18 protein-coding genes are annotated in these 20,320 nt (G+C 71.6%); 1 reads left to right on the top strand and 17 read right to left on the bottom strand.

What is annotated here, in order from left to right:
* Positions 1-75 precede the first annotated feature (75 nt).
* The 14 genes from QMZ92_RS15410 to pyrR all read right to left on the bottom strand — a co-directional run bounded on the left by QMZ92_RS15410 (position 76) and on the right by pyrR (position 16,984).
* Positions 76-2,244, bottom strand: a complete 2,169-nt coding sequence (locus QMZ92_RS15410; RefSeq protein WP_283297950.1) for a primosomal protein N' — start codon at positions 2,242-2,244, stop codon at positions 76-78.
* A 129-nt stretch (positions 2,245-2,373) separates the two neighbouring features.
* Positions 2,374-3,582, bottom strand: a complete 1,209-nt coding sequence (metK, locus tag QMZ92_RS15405) for a methionine adenosyltransferase (RefSeq protein WP_283297949.1) — start codon at positions 3,580-3,582, stop codon at positions 2,374-2,376.
* Positions 3,583-3,922: 340 nt separating this feature from the next.
* A complete protein-coding gene (gene coaBC / locus QMZ92_RS15400; protein ID WP_283297948.1) occupies positions 3,923-5,125 on the bottom strand; it encodes a bifunctional phosphopantothenoylcysteine decarboxylase/phosphopantothenate--cysteine ligase CoaBC in 1,203 nt (400 codons plus the stop codon).
* 140 nt (positions 5,126-5,265) lie between these two features.
* Positions 5,266-5,538, bottom strand: a complete 273-nt coding sequence (gene rpoZ / locus QMZ92_RS15395; RefSeq protein WP_005319902.1) for a DNA-directed RNA polymerase subunit omega — start codon at positions 5,536-5,538, stop codon at positions 5,266-5,268.
* A gap of 40 nt (positions 5,539-5,578) precedes the next feature.
* Positions 5,579-6,142: a guanylate kinase gene (gene gmk / locus QMZ92_RS15390; protein WP_283297947.1), complete on the bottom strand. Its 564-nt coding sequence runs from the start codon at positions 6,140-6,142 to the stop codon at positions 5,579-5,581.
* A gap of 38 nt (positions 6,143-6,180) precedes the next feature.
* Positions 6,181-6,504 (bottom strand): integration host factor, encoded by a 324-nt coding sequence (locus QMZ92_RS15385; RefSeq protein WP_093658266.1) that lies wholly within the window; start codon positions 6,502-6,504, stop codon positions 6,181-6,183.
* Positions 6,505-6,923: 419 nt separating this feature from the next.
* On the bottom strand, positions 6,924-7,766 hold the full coding sequence (gene pyrF / locus QMZ92_RS15380) for an orotidine-5'-phosphate decarboxylase (protein WP_283297946.1): 843 nt from the start codon (positions 7,764-7,766) through the stop codon (positions 6,924-6,926).
* Positions 7,763-8,875, bottom strand: coding sequence for a quinone-dependent dihydroorotate dehydrogenase (locus QMZ92_RS15375; RefSeq protein ID WP_283297945.1), 1,113 nt, complete (start codon positions 8,873-8,875; stop codon positions 7,763-7,765). The genes pyrF and QMZ92_RS15375 overlap by 4 nt, the downstream gene beginning before the upstream one ends.
* An 84-nt stretch (positions 8,876-8,959) precedes the next feature.
* The gene (gene carB / locus QMZ92_RS15370; RefSeq protein WP_283297944.1) at positions 8,960-12,268 is read right to left on the bottom strand and encodes a carbamoyl-phosphate synthase large subunit; all 3,309 of its coding nucleotides are present in this window, start codon (positions 12,266-12,268) and stop codon (positions 8,960-8,962) included.
* Positions 12,261-13,427: a glutamine-hydrolyzing carbamoyl-phosphate synthase small subunit gene (carA, locus tag QMZ92_RS15365; protein ID WP_283297942.1), complete on the bottom strand. Its 1,167-nt coding sequence runs from the start codon at positions 13,425-13,427 to the stop codon at positions 12,261-12,263. The genes carB and carA overlap by 8 nt, the downstream gene beginning before the upstream one ends.
* Positions 13,424-14,056, bottom strand: a complete 633-nt coding sequence (locus QMZ92_RS15360) for a PH-like domain-containing protein (protein WP_283297941.1) — start codon at positions 14,054-14,056, stop codon at positions 13,424-13,426. The genes carA and QMZ92_RS15360 overlap by 4 nt, the downstream gene beginning before the upstream one ends.
* Positions 14,053-15,339 carry a dihydroorotase gene (locus QMZ92_RS15355; RefSeq protein WP_283297939.1) on the bottom strand — a complete coding sequence of 429 codons (1,287 nt, stop codon included), beginning with the start codon at positions 15,337-15,339 and terminating at the stop codon, positions 14,053-14,055. Before QMZ92_RS15355 ends, QMZ92_RS15360 begins: the two co-directional genes overlap by 4 nt.
* A 2-nt stretch (positions 15,340-15,341) precedes the next feature.
* Positions 15,342-16,322, bottom strand: a complete 981-nt coding sequence (locus QMZ92_RS15350; RefSeq protein WP_138057862.1) for an aspartate carbamoyltransferase catalytic subunit — start codon at positions 16,320-16,322, stop codon at positions 15,342-15,344.
* 86 nt (positions 16,323-16,408) lie between these two features.
* Complete coding sequence (gene pyrR / locus QMZ92_RS15345; protein ID WP_283297937.1) at positions 16,409-16,984, bottom strand: bifunctional pyr operon transcriptional regulator/uracil phosphoribosyltransferase PyrR; 576 nt, start codon at positions 16,982-16,984, stop codon at positions 16,409-16,411.
* Between the two features lie 220 nt (positions 16,985-17,204).
* Between pyrR and bldD the strand changes: the two genes are divergently transcribed.
* Positions 17,205-17,705: a transcriptional regulator BldD gene (gene bldD, locus QMZ92_RS15340; RefSeq protein WP_017945577.1), complete on the top strand. Its 501-nt coding sequence runs from the start codon at positions 17,205-17,207 to the stop codon at positions 17,703-17,705.
* 275 nt (positions 17,706-17,980) lie between these two features.
* Here bldD and nusB read toward each other — a convergent pair whose 3' ends face one another.
* From nusB to QMZ92_RS15325, 3 genes are all read right to left on the bottom strand, one after another.
* Complete coding sequence (gene nusB / locus QMZ92_RS15335) at positions 17,981-18,409, bottom strand: transcription antitermination factor NusB (RefSeq protein ID WP_283297936.1); 429 nt, start codon at positions 18,407-18,409, stop codon at positions 17,981-17,983.
* 2 nt (positions 18,410-18,411) lie between these two features.
* Positions 18,412-18,978, bottom strand: a complete 567-nt coding sequence (gene efp, locus QMZ92_RS15330; RefSeq protein ID WP_283297935.1) for an elongation factor P — start codon at positions 18,976-18,978, stop codon at positions 18,412-18,414.
* A gap of 71 nt (positions 18,979-19,049) precedes the next feature.
* The gene (locus tag QMZ92_RS15325; protein ID WP_283297934.1) at positions 19,050-20,165 is read right to left on the bottom strand and encodes an aminopeptidase P family protein; all 1,116 of its coding nucleotides are present in this window, start codon (positions 20,163-20,165) and stop codon (positions 19,050-19,052) included.
* Between the last annotated feature and the right edge of the window lie 155 nt (positions 20,166-20,320).

Genomic DNA, 20,320 nt, shown 5'->3' with positions numbered 1-20,320 from the left:
GCGGGCGGGCAGGCCCGCGAGCACCCGGCCGGGCCCCGCCTCCCCGTCAGCCGATGTCCGGTGCCGCCTCCCCGGTCAGCCGATGTCCGGTGGGTCCACTCTGATCCGTACCGGATCTCCACCGCCCCGCGCGAGTCTGGCGGCCTGGGCGGACTTCAGTGCGGCGGCGAGCGCGGCGCCGCTGCCGGGCGGTACGCGCAGCAGAGCGCGTTCCCACTGCTCCCCCGGCCGAGGCCCTGATGGGGAAGACGGGGGCGGGTCGCCCGGCCGGCGTGAACGACCCGGCGAGGGCGGCGGCAGAGGCACCGGTCCCAGCACCTCCGCGTCGTCGGGCAGGGACGCCGTGGCGAGAAAGCCCGCGACCGCCTCCGCCCGACCGGTCACCGAGGCCATCCGCGACACCGGCGGGAAGCCCAGCTCGGCGCGCTCGGCCAGCTCGCGTTGGGCGTGGCCGACCGGGTCCCATCGCACCAGGGCCTGGACGGGGCGCAGCGTCGGCTCGGCGACCACGACGACCGTGCCGCCCTCCGCCTGACCCCGGACCAGCGAGGCGGCACCCGTCCAGCGCCGCAGTGCCTCCTCGCCCGCACGCAGATCGGGCCGCCCGAGCATCGCCCAGCCGTCGAGCAGCAGCGCGGCCGCGTAGCCGCCCTCGGCGACGGGCTCGGCGCCCGGTGTGCTGACCACCAGCGCGGGACGGCCGGGTACGGAGTCCAGCACATGGTCGCGCCCCGACGTCCGCACCGGCACCGCCGGGAACGCCCTGCCCAGTTCCTCCGCGGTTCGCCGGGCCCCCACTATCCGTGCGCGCAGCCGGGCCCCGCCGCACTCGGCGCAGTGCCAGCCGGAGGCGTCCCGTCCGCACCAGCCGCACCTGAGGTCCTGCTCCCGTGGGGCCTCCAGGGGGCCTGCGCAGTGCGCGCAGCGCGCGGGCGCCCGGCAGCGCTCGCAAGCCAGCCTCGGCACATATCCGCGACGGGGCACCTGGACCAGCACCGGTCCGGTGCGCAGACCGTCCCGGACGGTCTGCCACGCCAGCGACGGCAGTCTGGCGGCCCGCGCGGCCTCGTCGCGCGCGAGCTCGCCGTCACCGACCGTGCGGATCAGCGGCGCGGCGCGGCGCACCTGTTCCCGGCCGGCCGCCAGGGGCCGTGCCCAGCCGGTCTCGACGAGCTGGGCGGCCTCGACCGTGCAGCTGACGCCGCCGAGCAGGAATCCGCAGCGTTCGTGCGCGGCACGCAGCAGCAGGACCTCCCGCGCGTGCGGCAGCGGCGCGTGCTGCTCGCTGTGGCTTGAGTCGCCGTCGTCCCATATCGCGACCAGCCCCAGGTCCTGGACCGGCGCGAACATCGCCGCGCGCGTCCCGACCACCGCCCGCACGGAGCCGCGCCGTACGGCGAGCCACTGCCCGTAACGCTTCTCGGGGCCCGCTTCCGCGGTGAGCACCGCGTGGCGTCCCTCACCGAGCAGGCCGGTCAGGGCCGCGTCCACCCGGGCGACGGCCCGCCCGTCCGGGACGACCACCAGCGCGCCCCGGCCGGACGCGAGGGCCGCCGCGACGGCTCCCGCCAGTTCGCCGGCCCAGTGCGGGCCGGGGAGCGCCGTCCACACGGCCCTCGGCGCGCCGCCCTCCGCCAGGGCATGCAGAAACGCCGGCCCCTGGTCGTATCGGGTCCAGGTGCCCGGCTCCGGGACCGCCGGAGGGGGCAGTGGAGGGGGCGACGGCCGGGACTCGGCGCGTGCGCTCCTGGGCGGCACGGCGAGCTGCAGCACGTCGGCGAGGCTGCCCGCGTAACGATCCGCGACCGCTCTGGCCAGGCCGAGCAGCCCGGGGCCGAGCACGGGCTCGGGCGAGACCACGCCCGCGAGGGCGGCGAGCGGGCCCGGGTAATCGGAGTCGGCCCGTCGCTCGACTATGAAGCCGTCGATCAGCCGACCGCCTTCGCGGCGGCCCTCCCGGACCTGGTGGGACCCCGCGCCGAAGCGCACCCGGACACGGACGCCGGGTTGCGCGGCCTCGTCCAGTTCCTCGGGCACCGCGTAGTCGAAGTACTGGTCGAGGTGCAGCACGCCCTTGTTGACCACGACCCGTGCCACCGGGAGTTCCCCGGCGAGCGCCGCCCCGCGCCAGGTGCGCGGTTTGGCCCGCGGCTTCGCCGCCTTCCGTACGGTCTCCCGGATGAGCGCAAGCTGCTCCGGCGAACCGTCCCCGGGCCGCTCGGAGGCTTCGTCGTCGCTGCTCACAGCCACATTCCTACCAGACGGCACCGACAGCGCCCGGGCCTGCGGAGCGCCCTGCGCACCGGGCCCGTCGAACGTGCGAGGGGCCCCGGACCTGTCCGGTCCGGGGCCCCTCGTGCCGGGCGGGTGCCGTCAGAGGCCCGCCGCCGCGCGCAGCGCGTCGACGCGGTCCGTACGCTCCCAGGTGAAGTCGGGGAGCGTACGGCCGAAGTGGCCGTAGGCGGCTGTCTGGGAGTAGATCGGGCGAAGCAGGTCGAGGTCGCGGATGATCGCGGCCGGGCGCAGGTCGAAGACCTCTCCGATGGCGTTCTCGATCTTCTCGACGTCGACCGCGGCGGTGCCGAAGGTCTCGACGAACAGGCCGACGGGCTCCGCCTTGCCGATCGCGTACGCGACCTGGACCTCGCAACGCGAGGCGAGGCCGGCGGCCACGACGTTCTTGGCGACCCAGCGCATCGCGTAGGCGGCCGAGCGGTCGACCTTGGACGGGTCCTTGCCGGAGAACGCGCCACCGCCGTGGCGGGCCATGCCGCCGTAGGTGTCGATGATGATCTTGCGGCCGGTCAGGCCGGCATCGCCCATCGGGCCGCCGATCTCGAAGCGGCCGGTCGGGTTGACCAGCAGCCGGTAGCCGTCCGTGTCCAGCTTGATGCCGTCCTCGACGAGCTCCTTCAGCACGTGCTCGACGACGAACTCACGGATGTCCGGCGCGAGCAGCGAGTCCAGGTCGATGTCGGACGCGTGCTGCGAGGAGACCACGACCGTGTCGAGACGGACGGCCTTGTCGCCGTCGTACTCGATGGTGACCTGGGTCTTGCCGTCCGGGCGCAGGTACGGGATGGTGCCGTTCTTTCGGACCTCGGAGAGGCGGCGGGACAGCCGGTGCGCGAGGTAGATCGGCAGCGGCATCAGCTCGGGGGTCTCGTCGCACGCGTACCCGAACATCAGGCCCTGGTCGCCGGCACCCTGCTTGTCGAGCTCGTCGTCATCGCCCTCGACCCGGCTCTCGTAGGCGGTGTCGACACCCTGGGCGATGTCGGGCGACTGGGACCCGATGGAGACGGAGACACCGCAGGAGGCGCCGTCGAAGCCCTTCTTCGAGGAGTCGTAGCCGATCTCGAGGATCTTGTTGCGCACCAGCGTGGGAATGTCCGCCCACGCCTTGGTGGTCACCTCGCCTGCGACGTGCACCAGGCCGGTGGTGATCAAGGTCTCCACGGCGACGCGGGACGTGGGGTCCTCGCGAAGCAGTGCGTCGAGAATGGTGTCGCTGATCTGGTCAGCGATCTTGTCGGGGTGACCTTCGGTCACGGACTCCGAGGTGAACAGGCGACGGGACACAACGCTCCCTGGGGTTGCAGCGGCTGCTGGCTGATCATTGGTGGACCGGCCGGGGGCTGCGCCCCGCGTCGTGTCCGAGGGACAGTTTATCGGGCACTCCCGGCGGCCGGACCAGCGTCTCGCACCCTGGGCGGCCAACCGTGGGCCGAATCACCCGTCACCCGGGCCCGGGCGATGGCGACATGCGCCCGGAAGGGACGGATTCGCCGGATTCGGCACGGCCTTCGCGAGGGATGAGAAATTCATCCCGGATTCACCCGGTTCCGGCGTGTCCACCGGACGGGATCCGGGAGTGAGCACTTCGTCACACCCCGCCACCGGGGACGCCGCGCGGGGCGCGTCACGGCAGCCGGACCCCGACCAGGTCCCAGACCGTGTCCGCGAGTCCTTCCTTGGGTCCGTACGGAACCGGCGTCTCGGCCCCGTCCGCGGCCAGGACCACCGCCTCGTTCTCCTCCGTGCCGAAGGTCTTCCGCTCCCCCACCTCGTTGACGACCAGCAGGTCGCATCCCTTGCGGCGGAGCTTCTCCCGGCCGTTGGCGAGCACGTCGTCGGTCTCGGCGGCGAAACCCACCACCAGTTGCCCCGGTCGGGCCCGCTCCGCGGAGATCTCGGCGAGGATGTCGGGGTTGCGCACCAGCACGATCGGCGCGGGCTCCTGGCCGTCCTTCTTCTTGATCTTGCCCTCGGCGTACGCGGCCGGACGGAAGTCGGCGACGGCCGCGGCCATCACGACCACGTCGGCGTCCGCGGCGGCCTTCAGCACCGCCTCACGCAACTGCACCGCGGTACCGACGTGGACCACGTCGACGCCGGCCGGGTCTGCCATACCGGTGTTGGCCTCGATCAGCGTCACCCGGGCCCCGCGGGCCGCGGCGGTACGGGCCAGCGCGTAGCCCTGCTTGCCGGAGGAGCGGTTCCCCAGGTACCGGACCGGGTCGAGCGGCTCACGGGTCCCGCCGGCGCTCACCACCACGTGACGGCCGGCGAGATCCGGGGCGGTCGCGCCGCGGGCGAGCACCCTGCGGCAGACCTCGAAGATCTCGCCGGGCTCCGGCAGTCGGCCCTTGCCGGTGTCGACGCCGGTGAGCCGGCCGACGGCGGGTTCGACGACGACCGCGCCGCGGCGGCGCAGCGTCGCAACGTTCTCCCGGGTGGCGGGATGCTCCCACATCTCGGTGTGCATCGCGGGCGCGAAGACGACCGGACAGCGGGCGGTGAGCAGGGTGTTCGTCAGCAGGTCGTCGGCGAGGCCGTGGGCGGCCCTGGCGAGCACGTCGGCGGTGGCCGGGGCGACGACGACGAGGGCGGCACCCTGCCCGATCCGCACGTGCGGGACGTCGTGGACGTCCGACCAGACCTCGGTGGAGACCGGGTGCCCCGACAGGGCCGACCAGGTCGCGGCACCGACGAACTGGAGCGCGGAGGCGGTGGGCACCACCCGGACGTCGTGTCCGGACTCGGTCAGCCGGCGCAGCAGCTCGCACGCCTTGTAGGCGGCGATGCCGCCGCTGACCCCCAGAACGACCTTCGGCTTGTCCACTGCGTCTCCCGCTCCCCACCGATGGCGATACGTATCGCCTCTATGACACACCACAGGCCCGGCGGATGCTCCGCCGGGCCTGTGGTGACAGTGCCGCTTGCTCCCGGGGGGCGAAACTGCGGCCGGTCCCGGGACGGGTACTACTGGGCCGGGCCCTCGATGGCCTCGGAGGTCAGCAGGCCCGCGTTGATCTCGCGCAGCGCGATCGAGAGCGGCTTCTCGTGCACGTGGGTGTCCACCAGCGGACCGACGTACTCGAGGAGACCCTCACCGAGCTGCGAGTAGTACGCGTTGATCTGACGCGCGCGCTTGGCGGCGTAGATCACCAGGCTGTACTTCGAGTCGGTCGCCTCGAGCAGCTCGTCGATCGGCGGGTTGATGATGCCCTCGGGCGCGGTGATGGAAGAGGACACGCTCTAGCCTTCCGAAGAAACTACGGGGAAATCAGAAAGATCAGACAACTTCCATCAAGGCTAGCAGCTCGCGCGCGACGTCCTCGACGGAGGTGTTGACCAGGGTGGTGTCGAACTCGGACTCCGCGGCCAGCTCGACCTTCGCCGCATCGAGGCGGCGCTCGATGACGTCGGGGGCCTCGGTACCGCGGCCGGTGAGGCGGCGGACCAGTTCGTCCCAGCTCGGCGGCGCAAGGAAGACCAGCTGGGAGTCCGGCATGGACTCCTTGACCTGACGCGCGCCCTGGAGGTCGATCTCCAGGAGCACCGGTTCCCCTGCCTCCAGGCGCTCCTGGACCGCACGGCGCGGAGTGCCGTAGCGATTGCCCGCGAACTCTGCCCATTCCAGCAGCTCACCGTTGGCGACCAGCTTGTCGAACTCGTCGTCGCCGACGAAGAAGTACTGGACACCGTGACTCTCACCGGGGCGCGGCTTCCGGGTGGTGGCCGACACCGAGAGCCAGACCTCGGGGTGGACCTTGCGCATATGGGCGACGACCGTGCTCTTGCCGACCCCGGAGGGGCCGGAGAGCACGGTCAGCCGCGGACGTACCTCTGCTGCCATGCAGCGATTATCCAGGTTCTCGGGAGTGCCCGGGAACGTCAGGCGGCGCCGCCGCCGAACTCGCGCTCGAGCGACGCGATCTGGTTCGAGCCGAGACCCCGCACACGGCGGCTCTCGGAGATGCCCAGTCGCTCCATGATCTGCTTGGCACGGACCTTGCCGACGCCGGGGAGCGACTCGAGCAGGGCGGAGACCTTCATCTTGCCGATGACGTTGTTCTCCTGGCCCTGCTTGATGACCTCGTGGAGGGAGGCGCCGGAGTGCTTGAGTCGATTCTTGACCTCGGCCCGCTCCCGGCGAGCCGCGGCGGCCTTTTCGAGCGCGGCTGCGCGCTGTTCAGGGGTAAGGGGCGGAAGAGCCACGCCTACGTCACCTCGGATGTCGAACTGTCGGATACGGACCGGTGAGGAACCTAGTCGGCCCTCACCAGGCGAGCAACGAACAACGCAGTGGCCGTTGCATCGCTGACTCTCGACGGAGACTAGCGGCCGAGACCGCTCCAGTCAGCGAGAACAGCGGAAAAGTCCTGGTCAGCATCGGCCGACCTGGATATTCCAGACATACTGACCCGCTTTCTGTCAAGAAAGCGTCGGTCGAAGACGCAGATGAGGGCCCTGCCGAGTGCTTCGGCAGGGCCCTCGGAGGGCATGGCTCCGCCCCGGCGAACCGGTCCGGACCCCGGAACGGGACCCCGGAACCGACCGGGAGCAGCCTCGGAGCGGATCCGAACGTCTCCCGGGACGGCTGGGGCACGGGTGCCCGGGCCGTCCCTCGCGTACGCCTACGCGCCGTCGACCGCCGCACGGACCTCGTCGGCGAAGCGCTCCGCGGCCCCGCGCAGGGAGGCCGCGTCCGGTCCGTGGCGCAGGACGCCGCGGCTGACGCTCGGCACGACGTTGCGGACGGCGGCACCGAACACGCCGGGCAGGTCGGCGGGGGTCGCGCCCTGGGCGCCGATGCCCGGCGCGAGGAGCGGGCCGTTGATGTCCAGGTCCACGCCCGCGTCACCGAGCGTGGCGCCGACCACGGCGCCGACCGGGCCCATCGGGTCCGCCCCGGCGTTCTCGTCGGCCATGTGGTTCAGCATGAGCTGGGCGAGCGAGCCTCCGCCGGACGCGGTGGCGCGCTGGACCTCGGCACCCTCCGGGTTGGAGGTGAGCGCGAGGACGAACACCCCGCAGCCGCTGAGGACTGCTTGGTCGAGCGCCGGGCGCAGCGAACCGAAGCCGAGGTACGGCGACACCGTCACGGCGTCGGAGAACAGCGGCGAGTCCTTCCGGAGGAACGCCTCCGCGTAGGCGCCCATGGTGGAGCCGATGTCACCGCGCTTGGCGTCCATCAGGACCAGTGCGCCGGCGGCCCGGGAGTCCTCCACGGCCTTCTCCAGCACCGCGATGCCGCGCGAGCCGAAGCGCTCGAAGAACGCGGACTGCGGCTTGAGGACGGCGACCCGGTCGGCCAGCGCCTCGACCACCGCACGGGTGAACCGCTCCAGGCCGTTGACGTCGTCGTTCAGCCCCCAGGCGGTGAGCAGCGAGGCGTGCGGGTCGATCCCCACGCACAGGGGGCCGCGGGTGTCCATGGCACGGCGCAGACGGGTGCCGAACGGTTCCAGAGCGCTCATGAGGCGGCTGCCTTTCGGGTCTCGGCGCCGACGGCCTCGGCGAGGGTGGCGTAGGGGCTCGCGGCGAGCCGGGCGGCCAGGCCCTTGTGGACGGCCCGGGCGTAGAGCGGGCCCTCGTAGACGAAGGCGCTGTAGCCCTGAACGAGGGTGGCCCCCGCCAGGATGCGCTGCCAGGCGTCCTCGGCGTTCTCGATGCCGCCGACGCCCACGAGGGTGATGCGGTCGCCCACGCGTGCGTACAGGCGGCGGAGCACCTCCAGGGAGCGCTCCTTGACGGGGGCGCCGGAGAGCCCGCCGGTCTCCTTCACCAGCGCCGGGTCCGACTTCAGGCCGAGACCGTCGCGGGCGATGGTGGTGTTGGTGGCGATGATGCCGTCGAGGCCCAGCTCGACGGCGAGGTCCGCGACGGCGTCCACGTCCTCGTCGGCGAGATCCGGGGCGATCTTGACCAGGAGGGGGACGCGGCGGCCGGTGACCGTGCGGTCGGCGGCCTCGCGCACCGCGCTGAGCAGGGGACGCAGCGCCTCCGTGGCCTGGAGGTTCCGCAGGCCGGGGGTGTTCGGTGAGCTGACGTTGACGACGAGGTAGTCCGCGTGGGCGGCGAGCCGCTCGGTGGAGGTCACGTAGTCGCCGACGGCCTCGTCCTCGGGGACGACCTTGGTCTTGCCGATGTTGACGCCGACGACCGTCCGGAAGATCTCCCGGCGGGCGGCGAGCCGGGCGGCGACGGCGGCGGAACCGTCGTTGTTGAAGCCCATGCGGTTGATCAGCGCCCGGTCCGGCACGAGGCGGAAGAGCCGCTTCCGGGGGTTGCCCGGCTGGGGCTGTGCCGTGACGGTGCCGATCTCGACGTGGTCGAACCCGAGCATGGACATGCCGTCGATGGCGACGGCGTTCTTGTCGAATCCGGCGGCCAGCCCGAACGGGCCGTGCATCCGCAGCCCCAGGGCCTCGGTGCGCAGTGCCTCGTAGCGGGGTGCGAGCGCGGCGGCGACGAACGTACGCAGCACCGGGACGCGGACCGCGAGCCGGATCCACCGGAAGGCGAGGTGGTGGGCCTCCTCCGGGTCCATCCGCTTGAAGACCAGGTTGAAGAAGAGCTTGTACATCTCAGTGGTGTCCTGTGTGTCCTCACGAGGACGGGTGTCCTCACGAAGAGGGGGACACCGGTTCGGTGTCCCCCTCGTGGGCTGCTAGTCGCGGGCCGCGGTCAGCTGCTCCGCGTGTTCCTGGAGCGAACGGACGCCCACCCCGCCGAGGTTGAGCGCGTCGATGCCCTGGACCGCCGCCGCGAGCGCCTGGACCGTCGTCAGGCAGGGCACGCCGCGGGCCACGGCCGCGGTGCGGATGTCGTAGCCGTCGAGGCGGCCGCCCGTGCCGTAGGGGGTGTTGACGATGAGGTCGACCTGGCCGTCGTGGATGAGCTGGACGATGGTCCTCTCCCCGCCGGGGCCCTCGCCCTCGGACTGCTTGCGCACGACGGTGGCGTGGATGCCGTTGCGCTTGAGCACTTCGGCGGTACCCGACGTGGCGAGCAGCTCGAAGCCGTGCGCGACCAGCTCCCGGGCCGGGAAGATCATCGAGCGCTTGTCCCGGTTGGCGACCGAGATGAAGGCGCGGCCCTTGGTGGGCAGCGGCCCGTAGGCCCCGGCCTGCGACTTGGCGTACGCCGTGCCGAAGACGTTGTCGATGCCCATGACCTCGCCGGTGGAGCGCATCTCCGGGCCGAGGACCGTGTCGACACCGCGTCCGTGGATGTCGCGGAAGCGGCTCCACGGCATCACGGCCTCCTTGACGGAGATCGGGGCGTCCAGCGGGAGCGTGCCGCCGTCACCCTGGGCCGGCAGCAGACCCTCCTCACGCAGTTCGGCGATGGTGGCACCGAGTGAGATCCGGGCTGCGGCCTTGGCCAGCGGCACGGCGGTCGCCTTCGAGGTGAACGGGACGGTGCGGGAGGCGCGCGGGTTGGCCTCCAGCACGTACAGGATGTCGCCGGCCATCGCGAACTGGATGTTGATCAGTCCGCGCACCCCGACGCCACGGGCGATGGCCTCGGTCGACGCCCGCAGCCGCTTGACGTCGAAGCCGCCGAGCGTGATCGGGGGCAGGGCGCAGGCCGAGTCGCCGGAGTGGATGCCGGCCTCCTCGATGTGCTCCATGACGCCGCCGAGGTACAGCTCGGAGCCGTCGTACAGCGCGTCCACGTCGATCTCGATGGCGTCGTCGAGGAAGCGGTCGACCAGGACCGGCCGGTCCGGACCGATCTCGGTGGACTCCGAGATGTACGCCTGGAGCCGGGTCTCGTCGTAGACGATCTCCATACCGCGGCCGCCGAGCACGTACGACGGGCGCACGAGCACCGGGTAGCCGATCTCGTCGGCGATGGCCTTGGCCTCGGTGAAGGTGGTCGCGGTGCCGTGCTTGGGCGCCGGGAGGCCGGCGTCGGCGAGGACCCGGCCGAAGGCGCCGCGGTCCTCGGCGGCGTGGATGGCCTCGGGGGACGTGCCGACGATCGGGACGCCGTTGTCCTTCAGGGCCTGCGAGAGACCCAGCGGGGTCTGTCCGCCGAGCTGGACGACGACGCCGGCGACCGGTCCGGCCAGCTGCTCGGCGTGCACGATCTCCAGGACGTCCTCCAGGGTGAGCGGCTCGAAGTAGAGCCGGTCGGAGGTGTCGTAGTCGGTGGAGACCGTCTCGGGGTTGCAGTTGACCATGACGGTCTCGTAGCCCGCGTCGTGGAGCGCGAAGGAGGCGTGGACGCAGGAGTAGTCGAACTCGATGCCCTGGCCGATGCGGTTCGGGCCGGAGCCCAGGATGATCACCGCGGGCTTCTCGCGCGGGGCGACCTCGGACTCCTCGTCGTAGGACGAGTAGAAGTACGGGGTCCTCGCGGCGAACTCGGCTGCGCAGGTGTCGACGGTCTTGTAGACCGGGCGGATGCCCAGGGCGTGGCGTACCTCGCGGACGACGTCCTCGCGCAGGCCGCGGATGCCTCCGATCTGGGCGTCCGAGAAGCCGTGCCGCTTGGCCTCGGCCAGCAGCTCGGGGTCGAGCTTCTCGGCGGCGGCCAGGTCGTCGGCGATCTCCTTGATCAGGAAGAGCTGGTCGACGAACCACGGGTCGATCTTCGACGCGTCGAAGACCTCCCGCTGGGTGGCTCCGGCGCGGATGGCCCCCATCACCGTGTTGATCCGGCCGTCGGTCGGGCGGCCCGCCTCGCGCAGCAGCTCGTCCTTGTCACCGGGCTCGCCGGTGAAGTCGAACTGGCTGCCCTTCTTCTCCAGGGAGCGCAGCGCCTTCTGCAGGGCCTCGGTGAAGTTGCGGCCGATGGCCATGGCCTCGCCCACGGACTTCATCGTCGTGGTGAGCGTGCTGTCCGCGGAGGGGAACTTCTCGAAGGCGAAGCGCGGAGCCTTGACGACCACGTAGTCAAGGGTCGGCTCGAAGGAGGCCGGCGTCTGCTCCGTGATGTCGTTGGGGATCTCGTCGAGGGTGTACCCCACGGCGAGCCGGGCCGCGATCTTCGCGATCGGGAACCCGGTGGCCTTGGAGGCCAGCGCGGAGGAGCGGGACACACGCGGGTTCATCTCGATGACGATGACCCGGCCGTCCTCGGGGTTGACGGCGAACTGGATGTTGCAGCCGCCGGTGTCGACACCCACCTCGCGGATGACGGCGATGCCGATGTCGCGCAGGGTCTGGTACTCGCGGTCGGTCAGCGTCATCGCGGGCGCGACGGTGATCGAGTCGCCGGTGTGCACGCCCATGGGATCGAAGTTCTCGATGGAGCAGACGACCACGACGTTGTCGTTCTTGTCACGCATCAGCTCCAGCTCGTACTCCTTCCAGCCGAGGATCGACTCCTCCAGGAGCACCTCGGTGGTGGGAGACAGGGTCAGGCCCTGGCCGGCGATGCGGCGCAGCTCGTCCTCGTCGTGCGCGAAGCCGGAACCGGCGCCGCCCATGGTGAAGGAGGGGCGGACGACCACGGGGTAGCCGCCGAGGGTCTCGACGCCCTTGAGCACGTCGTCCATGGAGTGGCAGATCACCGAGCGGGCGGACTCGCCGTGACCGATCTTGCGGTTGACGGCCTCGACGACCTCCTTGAAGAGGTCGCGGTCCTCGCCCTTGTTGATGGCCTCGACGTTGGCACCGATCAGTTCGACGCCGTACTTCTCCAGCGTGCCGCCCTCGTGCAGGGAGATCGCCGTGTTGAGCGCGGTCTGGCCGCCGAGGGTGGGCAGGAGCGCGTCGGGACGCTCCTTGGCGATGATCTTCTCGACGTACTCGGGGGTGATCGGCTCCACGTACGTGGCGTCGGCGATCTCCGGATCGGTCATGATCGTCGCCGGGTTGGAGTTCACCAGGATGACGCGCAGGCCCTCGGACTTGAGGACCCGGCAGGCCTGGGTGCCGGAGTAGTCGAACTCGGCTGCCTGACCGATGACGATCGGGCCGGAGCCGATGACCAGGACGGACTGGATATCGGTGCGCTTAGGCACGCTGGCCCTCCATCAGGGAGACGAAGCGGTCGAACAGGTACGCGGCGTCGTGCGGGCCCGCGGCCGCTTCGGGGTGGTACTGGACGCTGAAGGCCGGCTGGTCGAGCAGCTGGAGGCCCTCCACCACGTCGTCGTTGAGGCAGACGTGGGAGACCTCGGCGCGGCCGTAGGGGGTCTCGGAGACCTTGTCGAGAGGGGCGTCCACGGCGAAGCCGTGGTTGTGCGCGGTGACCTCGACCTTGCCGGTCGTACGGTCCTGCACGGGCTGGTTGATGCCGCGGTGGCCGTACTTGAGCTTGTACGTGCCGAAGCCCAGTGCCCGGCCCAGGATCTGGTTGCCGAAGCAGATGCCGAACAGCGGCGTCCCGCGTTCCAGCACCCCCCGCATGACCGAGACGGCGTGGTCGGCGGTGGCCGGGTCGCCCGGGCCGTTGGAGAAGAACACGCCGTCGGGGCCGACCGCGTACACGTCCTCGACGGTGGCGGTCGCGGGCAGCACGTGCACCTCGATGCCGCGCTCGGCCATGCGGTGCGGGGTCATGCCCTTGATGCCGAGGTCGACCGCGGCGACGGTGAACCTCGCCGTGCCGAGCGGTACGGCTTCGCCGTCGGGGCCGATCGCGGGGACGACGTACGTCTCCTTCGTCGCCACCTCAGCCGAGAGGTCGGCGCCCTTCATCTCGGGCGCCTGGCGGACCTCGGCGAGCATCGTGCCCTCGTCGGGCAGCGCGTTGCCGGAGAAGATGCCGACGCGCATCGCGCCGCGCTCCCGCAGGTGGCGGGTGAGGGCGCGGGTGTCGACACCGCTGATGCCGACCACGCCCTGGGCCGTGAGCTCCTCGTCGAGGGAGCGACGGGAGCGCCAGTTCGAGGGGACGCGGGCGGGGTCGCGGACGACGTAGCCGGACACCCAGATGCGGGCCGACTCGGGGTCCTCGTCGTTGACGCCGGTGTTGCCGACGTGCGGGGCGGTCATCACGACGACCTGGCGGTGGTACGACGGGTCGGTGAGGGTCTCCTGGTAACCGGTCATGCCGGTGGAGAACACCGCCTCGCCGAAGGTCACCCCCACGGCCCCGTAGGCGCGGCCGCGGAAGGTGCGGCCGTCCTCCAGGACGAGTACGGCGGGAACGCGGGTTCCCCTGGTGGAGGTCGTCATCGTGCGGCGCCTTCCGTCGTGTCGTTCTTGGTCATGGAGTTGAGGGCCTCGACCCAGGCCGTGTGCCCGGCCGCCCGGTCGGAGCGGAAACCGGAGTCGATCAGCCGGCCGCCGTGCTCCCAGGTGACGACCAGCAGACCGCCCTCGGTGAGGACCTTCCCGGCGATGCCCTTGTCGAGACGGGCCCCGCGCAGGGCCGCGGCCGGGATGAAGAAGTCGGCGGCCCCTGGGCGAACGACGTCGAGGCCGGCGTCGGTGAGGGTCAGCTCGGCGCGGCTGCGGTCGCCCAGGCCCCGGGCGACGATCCGGTCGAGCCACTGCCCGGCGGTCGTGGAGCCGTGGTAGCGGCCGCTGAGCCGGAGCCCGGCCGCACCGGCGTCCCCGGGCATACCGGCCGACGGCGGCTCGCCGCCTCCGTCGTCAGTGGCGGCGCGCGGGCGCGCGGGGAGTTCGGGCAGCCCGGACTGGAGCTCGCCCCGCCACTTCCAGCCCTGGCGCATCAGCCAGTAGACGAGGGCGACGAAGAGCAGCAGTCCGGCAACCCAGCCGAGCCGTGCGGCCCAGTCGGTCACCTCCGCCGACCTCCGCTCGACCTCTTCGGCCGCCTGAATGATCAGTGGTGTCGTCACGCCAGCTTCCCGTCCATGAGCGTCGCGCGGCCCCGCAGGAACGTGTGGGTGACGCGCCCCGGCAGCTCACGGCCCTCGTAGGGGGTGTTGCGGCTGCGGGAGGCGAAGCCCGCGGGGTCCACGGTTCCACGGTATGCCGGATCGAGCAGGGTGAGGTTGGCGGGCTCACCTGCCGAGACGGGCCGGCCGTGGCCCTCGGCGCGGCCGATCCGGGCGGGCTTGAACGACATCCGGTCGGCGACGCCCTCCCAGGTCAGCAGCCCGGTGTCGACCATCGTGTGCTGGACGACGGAGAGTGCGGTCTCCAGGCCGACCATGCCCATCGCGGCCGCGGCCCACTCGCAGTCCTTGTCCTCGTGCGGGTGCGGGGCGTGGTCCGTGGCGACGATGTCGATCGTGCCGTCGGCCAGGGCCTCGCGCAGCGCCATCACGTCGCGCTCGGTGCGCAGGGGCGGGTTGACCTTGTAGACGGGGTTGTAGGTGCGGACCAGTTCGTCGGTGAGGAGCAGGTGGTGGGGGGTGACCTCGGCGGTGACGTCGATGCCCCGGGACTTGGCCCAGCGGACGATCGCCACGGAGCCGGCGGTCGACAGGTGACAGATGTGGACGCGGGAGCCGACGTGCTCGGCCAGCAGCACGTCCCGGGCGATGATCGACTCCTCGGCGACGGCCGGCCAGCCGCCCAGGCCCAGTTCGGCGGAGACGACGCCCTCGTTCATCTGGGCGCCCTCGGTGAGCCGGGGCTCCTGCGCGTGCTGCGCCACGACGCCGCCGAAGGCCTTCACGTACTCCAGCGCCCGGCGCATGATCACGGCGTCGTCGACGCACTTGCCGTCGTCGGAGAACACGGTGACGGCGGCGGCGGAGTCGTGCATGGCGCCGAGTTCGGCGAGCTTCCTGCCCTCCAGGCCGACGGTGACGGCGCCGATCGGCTGGACGTCGCAGTAGCCGTGCTCCCTGCCGAGGCGCCACACCTGCTCGACGACTCCGGCGGTGTCGGCCACGGGGAAGGTGTTGGCCATGGCGAACACGGCCGTGTAGCCGCCGCTCGCGGCCGCGCGGGTGCCGGTGAGGACCGTCTCGGAGTCCTCACGGCCGGGCTCGCGGAGGTGGGTGTGCAGGTCGACCAGGCCAGGCAGCAGGATCCTGCCCTCCGCCTCGACGACCGCGGCGTCGCCGGCCGCGATCCCGGTACCGACCTCGGCGATGGTCTCGCCGTCGACCAGTACGTCCCGCGCCTCGCCGCCCAGCACCTTCGCGCCACGGATAAGGATCTTGCTCATCGTTACTTCGTCTCCTCGGTACGGGCGTGGGTGACGGCGGGCTCGTTGCCGCCGAGAAGCAGGTAGAGGACGGCCATCCGGGTGTGCACGCCGTTGGCGACCTGTTCGACGGCGGTGCAGCGGTCGGAGTCGGCGACCTCGGCCGTGATCTCCATGCCTCGGACCATGGGGCCGGGGTGCATCACGATGGCGTGCTCGGGCATCCGCGCCATGCGGTCCCCGTCGAGTCCGTAGCGCCGCGAGTACTCGCGCTCGGTCGGGAAGAAGGCCGCGTTCATGCGCTCGCGCTGCACCCGCAGCATCATCACCGCGTCGCTCTTCGGCAGCGTGCTGTCCAGGTCGTAGGAGACCTCGCAGGGCCAGTGCCCGACGCCGACGGGCAGCAGGGTCGGCGGCGCGACCAGGGTGACCTCCGCGCCGAGAGTGTGCAGCAGGTCCACGTTGGACCGGGCGACGCGGCTGTGCAGGATGTCGCCGACGATCGTGATCCGCCTGCCCGAGAGGTCCTGCCCGAGCCCGGCCTCCCGCCCCACGAGGCGGCGGCGCATGGTGAACGCGTCGAGCAGCGCCTGGGTGGGGTGCTGGTGGGTGCCGTCACCGGCGTTGATGACCGCGGCGTCGATCCAGCCGGAGGTCGCGAGCCGGTAGGGGGCTCCGGAGGCGCCGTGCCGGATGACGACGGCGTCGACACCCATCGCCTCCAGGGTCTGGGCGGTGTCCTTGAGCGACTCGCCCTTGGAGACGGACGAGCCCTTCGCGGCGAAGTTGATGACGTCCGCGGACAGCCGCTTCTCGGCCGCCTCGAAGGAGATCCGGGTCCTGGTCGAGTCCTCGAAGAAGAGGTTGACGACGGTCCGGCCGCGCAGGGTGGGCAGCTTCTTGATCGGCCGGTCGGCGACCCGGGCCATCTCCTCGGCGGTGTCGAGGATCAGGACGGCGTCGTCACGGGTGAGGTCGGCGGCCGAGATGAGGTGACGCTTCATCTGGGTGTGCTCCAGGGTGTGGAGATGTGCGGGCATGCGGGCGCGCGAGCGCTGCCCGTGGGGCGGGACGGGGGCCGGACCGGCTGCTACTGCTCGCCGGCCCCGGCGGTCTCCCGCACGCCCAGGAGCACGGTGTCGCGACCGTCCTCCTCGGAGAGCTGGACCTTGACCGTCTCCCGCAGCGACGTCGGGAGGTTCTTGCCGACGTAGTCGGCGCGGATGGGCAGCTCGCGGTGGCCCCGGTCCACGAGGACCGCGAGCTGGACGGCGCGCGGACGGCCGATGTCGTTCAGCGCGTCGAGTGCGGCGCGGATGGTGCGGCCGGAGAAGAGCACGTCGTCGACGAGGACGACCAGCCGGCCGTCGATGCCGTCGGCCGGGATCTCCGTGCGCGCGAGCGCACGGGCGGGACGGAGCCGCAGGTCGTCGCGGTACATGGTGATGTCGAGCGAGCCGACGGGGATGGTGCGGCCGGTGATCCCGGCGAGCTTGGCGGCGAGCCGGTCGGCCAGGAAGACGCCGCGGGTCGGGATGCCGAGGAGCACCACGTCGTCGGCGCCCTTGGCGCGCTCGACGATCTCGTGGGCGATGCGGGTCAGTACCCGCGCGATGTCGGGGCCCTCGAGAACGGGGCGCGCGGCATCGGAAGCGTGTGCGTCCATACGAAACGGACCTCCTTCTCCGCCTCACGGGACGGACCTTAAAGGACGTCGGATTTTGCGCCGTCCACGCTACCAGGGTCTGCGGGAGGCCCCGACCACCCCCTCGGGAGGGGCGTACGGACCATTCGGCTTGACGCAGCCAAGTAACGCTGCGTAACCTTCACAGTGAGTGACCAACCGCGCGGCCGAGCCGCACGTGATACAGCGTCCGGGGAGCTATATGTCCAGCGAATACGCAAAACAGCTCGGGGCCAAGCTCCGCGCCATCCGTACCCAGCAGGGGCTCTCGCTCCACGGGGTGGAGGAGAAGTCCCAGGGCCGCTGGAAGGCCGTCGTCGTCGGGTCGTACGAGCGCGGGGACCGCGCCGTGACGGTTCAGCGCCTGGCCGAGCTGGCGGACTTCTACGGTGTTCCGGTGCAGGAGCTCCTTCCCGGCACCACGCCGGGCGGTGCCGCCGAGCCGCCGCCGAAGCTCGTTCTCGATCTCGAGCGTCTTGCCCACGTCCCCGCCGAGAAGGCCGGACCGCTGCAGCGTTATGCGGCGACGATCCAGAGCCAGCGCGGGGACTACAACGGCAAGGTGCTCTCGATCCGCCAGGACGACCTGCGCACGCTCGCCGTCATCTACGACCAGTCGCCGTCGGTACTCACCGAGCAGTTGATCAGCTGGGGCGTGCTGGACGCCGACGCGCGTCGCGCTGTCGCCCACGAGGAGGGCTGACGCCGCAACAGCAGAAACGTTGCCGCCGGGCCGTGGGAGGGGCTACCTCCCACGGCCCGGCGGTGTTCTGTCCGATGCCCGTGCCGCCGGGACCGCCCTCCGCGCTTCCCTCGGGCCGACACCACGGCGAGCGACTGCCCGGAGCCCGTTCTCCGGGGCCCGCGGCTCGGCTGCGTCTTCGTGGACGGCCGCCTCACGACGCCCGGGAACACCGAAGGCCCGCAGCACCAAGGTGCTGCGGGCCTTCGGTGGCTCGGGCCCGGCTCCAGCAGGGCCTAGGCGTCGCGCAGGGTCGGCTTCAGGTCCTTGAAACGCCCCAGCAGGCCGTTCACGAAGGACGGCGACTCGTCCGTGGAGAACTCCTTGGCGAGCTGCACCGCCTCGTCGATCACCACGGCGTCCGGGGTGCCGTCCACCCAGACCAGCTCGTACGCGCCGAGCCGCAGGATGTTGCGGTCCACGACGGGCATCCGGTCGAGCGTCCAGCCGACCGCGTGCGTGGCGATCAGCTCGTCGATCCGGTGCGCGTGCTCCGCGTACCCCTCGACCAGCTCCATCGTGTACTCGTTGACCGGCGGCTGACGGTCGTCGGACCGCGAGTGCCGGATCCAGTCCGCGAGGACCTCCTGCACGGAGGCACCGCGCTGGTCGGCCTCGAAGAGGATCTGGAAAGCACGCTTGCGGGCCTTGTTGCGGGCAGCCACGGTTAGCTGTTCACCCGGCCGAGGTAGTCGCCGGAACGGGTGTCGACCTTGATCTTCTCACCGGTGGTGATGAAGAGCGGGACCTGGATGGTGTAACCGGTCTCCAGGGTGGCGGGCTTGGTACCGCCCGTGGAGCGGTCTCCCTGGACGCCCGGCTCGGTCTCCTGGATGACGAGCTCGACGGCGGCCGGCAGCTCGACGTAGAGCACCTCGCCCTCGTGCGTGGCGACGGTGGCGGTGAAGCCTTCGATGAGGAAGTTGGCGGCGTCCCCGACGGCGCTGCGGGCGACGTGCAGCTGGTCGTACGTCTGCATGTCCATGAACACGAAGTACTCGCCGTCCATGTACGAGAACTGCATGTCGCGGCGGTCGACGGTGGCCGTCTCGACCTTCACACCGGCGTTGAAGGTCTTGTCGACGATCTTGCCGGAGAGCACGTTCTTGAGCTTGGTGCGCACGAAGGCCGGGCCCTTGCCGGGCTTGACGTGCTGGAACTCGACGACGGACCAGAGCTGGTCGTTGTCGAGCTTGAGCACCATGCCGTTCTTGAGGTCGTTCGTGGTGGCCACGGTTGCGGAATCTCCTGGACTGACGCTGGTGGACGACCGGGGAGAAGCGAAGGTGCGCGCTGCGAGCGGGGCTACAGCGCGAGCAGCTCCTTGGTCGTGATGGTGAGTAGCTCGGGTCCGCCGTCCGCCTCCTGGCGCACGACGAGCGTGTCATCGATCCGGACTCCGCCCCGGCCCGGGAGGTGGACCCCCGGTTCGACGGTGACCGGCACACAAGCGTCCAGTTTACCCATGGCCGCAGGTGCCAGCTGCGGGTCCTCGTCGATTTCCAGTCCTACACCGTGGCCGGTGAGCGGCGCGAGTCGCTCACCGTAGCCCGCCGAGTAGAGGAGGTGGCGGGCCGCGCGGTCGACGTCCCGGTAGCCGGCACCGGGCAGGAGCGCCTCTCGTCCGGCCCGCTGAGCGGCGAAGACGAGGTCGTACAGGTCGATCTGCCAGTCCGCGGGAGAGGTGCCGATGACGAACGTACGGCCGATCTCGCAGCGGTAGCCGCGGTAGTTGGCGCCGAGGCAGACGGAGAGGAAATCACCCTCTTCGACGCGCCGGTCCGAGGGCCGGTGCCGGCGGCGTCCGGCGTTCGGACCGGTGGCGACCGAGGTGGGGAAGGCGGGGCCGTCGGCGCCGTGGTCGACGAGCCGGCGTTCGAGCTCGAGGGCGAGATGGCGCTCGGTGCGGCCGACCAGGATGGACTCCAGCAGTTCGCCGAGGGCCTGGTCGGTGATCTCGGCCGCGATCCGCAGACAGGCGATCTCGTCCTCGTCCTTCACCATCCGCTGCTGTTCGACGGCACCGTCCAGATCCGTCAGCCGCAGACCCGGCGCGACCGCGCCGAGGGCGCGGTGGCGGGCGACGGTGAGGTGGTTCTCCTCGACGGCGAGCCCGTCCGCGCCGGAGCCGGCCGCGGTCTCCGCGGCGGCGACGGCGGGATCGTGTCCGTGGACCGGCAGGACGGTCAGCCGCAGCTGCTCGTCCAGGCGCCCGTCCACCGGGTCTCCGGTGGGCGCGGTGGGGCACAGCAGTTCGTCCGCGGACTCCCCTGCGGGCCCCAGGAGCAGGACGGCGCCGGGCGGAGCACCGCCCGCGAGGTAACGGACGTTGGCGGGCCGGGAGATCAGCGCCGCGGCGCTCCCGGTCGCGACACACCGGTCGCGCAGCCGGCTGCGGCGGACAGCGAACACCTCGGACATGTGACGAGCCTAAGAGCGCGGAGCGGATCCGGCCGGTTGAGAGCGTCCGTGCGGGGTCCGCCGGTGCGCCTCCCCTGCGGCCGCGGTCCGCTGCGGCGCGGAGCAGGCGGCGGTACGGGACCCTGCGGAGCAGGTGGACGGCGGGACGCCGCGGC

Source organism: Streptomyces sp. HNM0645 (assembly GCF_030056615.1).
Classification (GTDB): Bacteria; Actinomycetota; Actinomycetes; order Streptomycetales; family Streptomycetaceae; genus Streptomyces; species Streptomyces marianii.
This window is presented reverse-complemented; position numbering and strand designations above follow the sequence as displayed.